Annotated in this window: 2 protein-coding genes; both read right to left on the bottom strand. The window is 65.6% G+C overall.

All coding sequences use genetic code 11. From position 1 onward, the window contains the following. Positions 1-1,315 (bottom strand): IS1380 family transposase (locus AB1460_RS36745; RefSeq protein ID WP_368967125.1); only part of this gene is annotated, 1,315 nt, incomplete at its 3' end. Positions 1,316-1,769: 454 nt separating this feature from the next. After that, positions 1,770-2,774, bottom strand: a 1,005-nt coding sequence (locus AB1460_RS36740; RefSeq protein WP_368967123.1) for a Hint domain-containing protein, incomplete at its 5' end; no start/stop codon positions are given.

Raw genomic sequence — 2,774 nt, 5'->3', positions numbered from 1 at the left:
GCAGGTGCAGGGTGATGTGTCCGCGGCCGTGGCGAGCGAGGCGGGCGGGGATGTTGACCAGGTGGGTGCGCAGGGTGGCGCCGCGGGCGCGGGCGTGGAAGGCGGAGGCCAGGGTGCCGGCGGCGCGCAGCAGGTTGTGCGCGGTGGCCGCGAGGGTGAGCCAGGCGGCGTTCGCGGTGAACACCCCGGACGGCAGGTGCGCCAGCGGTCCGGCGGCGAGGTCGGCGAGGACCTGTTCGATCTGGGCGTGGTCGCGGTGCTGGGCTTCGGCCTGGGCGAGCAGGAACGGGCTGTCGGTGAACACGGTGTGGTAGCGCCAGGTAGGGAACAGTTCCTTTTGGCCGCTGGTGTTCTGGTCGCGGACCCGGCGCACGATCAGCCGGCCGTGGGTGGTGTGACGGCCGGATGCGAACGCGGTGTAGTCGACTTCGGCGATCTCGGCGTCGGAGATCCACGCATTGTTGGTCTCGTCCCAGATGGCGCGGGGGTAGCGGATCGGGGTCCAGGCGTCCTCGGGGATACCGGTGACAGCACGGTGGATTTTCGTGTCGACGGGGGTGGTGACGGAGAACCGGACGTCGGCTCGTCGGCAGGCCGCGACGAACGTCCCGGAGTAGTAGGCGGAGTCGGCGCGGACGATCAGGGTGCCGGTGGCGCCGGCGTGGCGGGCGGTGGTGATGGCCTCGGCGACGAACGAGGCGGCGCCGCGGGCGGAGCCGGCGTTCCCGCCGCGGAGCCGGGTGCCGGCGATCACTGGTGCGCAGTGCGGGGTCGAGAGGGTGGCGACCAGCGCGTTGAGGCCACGGACCAGTAGCGACTTCCCCGCGATCTTCGTGTGGCCGAACGCGGCGCCCTGCTTGGCGGGGCCGAACACCCGACGCTGGCTGGAGTCGACGTCGAGGAACGCCAACGTCGCGGCACCAGGCAGCAGCGGTGTCCGTCCAGCCAGGGCGGTGAGGAACAGCCGGTTGACCTTGTCGAGTTGACGGATGTTCCCCCAGTCCAGGGCACGCAGGAAGCTCCCGAGCGTGGATGGGGCCCGGATCCCGGCGAACAGCTCACCGACCGCCCCGTCCCGCAGCAGCTCCATGTCCTCGATGCTGTCGGCCCCGGCAGCCATGCCCGCGACCAGGCACCCGACCTTCACCGCGGCGTTCACGCCGAGCGGGTCCACTGGCCGCAAATGCTCGTCGAGGAGCTCGGACAGGCCGGCCTGCTCCGCCAGGCGCACCACCGGGACCAGCCCCGCGCAGCCGATCAGGTCAGGGTCGTCGAACCGCGCGTGCGTCCTCGACGCCGCATGCAACAATCGCACCTGCGAAGTGCCCTCTCGATCTGGCGGACGGAAGCGTAGAGAACTCCCATCCTCCCAGCTCAGAGGGCACTTCCGCGTTCAGGAACCCCAACGGTCAGCCATAAACGACGGTGCATCCAGGCTAAGCGTGGCCTACTCGACTCATTTATTGCGCCGCAGCAACTCTGGCATTTAAAAGTTTAACCCACAGATTATTCTTGTTGCATTCATAGGTCGCGCTGCGGGCGTTCGGAGCGGTTTCAATTATATGTAGCAGGGTCCAGGATATTCCGTAGCAGTCATCTGGACCGAAGATGGTAGCGAGGAGCTGGGCCTCCTCGTCTGAGACGGGCATACTGATCGCATGCACCAACTGTTCGACCTGAGATATCTTCTCCTCTTCAGATTCTTCCGAAGGAAGTTTTCCAAGTGCAACAAGGCGTTCAATTTCTCGCCTAACCGCCATTGAGCCTCTTTACATAATTCCGATACGCCGATAGTACGAGAGGAGCCCGCGAATTCCAGGATTGAAATAACTGGGGTCCCCGTGTCGAGATTGACCTATCCGGCGCATGTCCCAAATATCTCTAGCCAAAACCTCTCGGAAGGAAAGATTTGATTCGGCCGCCCTAGTCGCTCGACCTCGAGGGCCATACGTCCGGGTGAGGATGTGGTCAGACTGTCGCATTACGATTGCACCCCCTTCGCGACTCGGTAGGAAATTAAGCGCCGCCTGCGGCATATGATGCGGTGTCAACCCGTCTCCCGGTATGCCCGGATCGAGGTCTCCAAAACGGCCCGCCTGATTCTCGACGACAGTCCTACAACTAGCGTTGTGGACGAGTGCGGGGGTGGTTCCTGCGAGGACGTAGTAGGTGTGGAGGGTGTCGACGGTGAGGTTGTAGACGGTGTCGTGTTGCTGGTACTCGCGGGTCCCGGCGACGGAGACGGTGTGTCCGTCGGGGGTACGGAGTGTATCGGAGGGGGTGAGGTCGTCGGCGTCAACCCACTCGCGGTCGGTGGTGTCCCAGAAGGGGTGGCCGCCAGTGGCAGTCAGAACCGCCGGGCCGTCGCGAGTGTCCACGGTGATGTCGACGAGGTGTTTGTCGCCGGTGCCGACGATGAGGTGGGTGACGGTGTGGGGTTCGGTGCGGCCGGTGTCGGGGTTGGTGGCGAGGACGCGGTCGCCGATTTTGATGTTGCGGATGGGTGTGGTGGTGCCGTCGGCGAGGAGGACGGGGGTGTCGCCGTCGAAGCTGTTGTCGAGGGTGCAGGATTCGGTGTGGTCGGGGCGTTGGGGTTGGCAGGTGTCGGCCAGGGGGGTGGTTCCGGGCTGGGTGGAGGCGCAGTCGGGGTTTGAGGGTTCGCGGTCGAGGGCGTCCTCGAGCTGGTCGCGGGTTTCCTGGGTGATTCTGTCGCGGGTTTGGTTGACGGGTTTCGGCGTGTCGCCGATGCAGCGCAGGGGGGCTTTGCACTGGGG

Source organism: Parafrankia sp. FMc2 (genome assembly GCF_041008525.1).
Taxonomy (GTDB): Bacteria; Actinomycetota; Actinomycetes; order Frankiales; family Frankiaceae; genus Parafrankia.
This window is presented reverse-complemented; position numbering and strand designations above follow the sequence as displayed.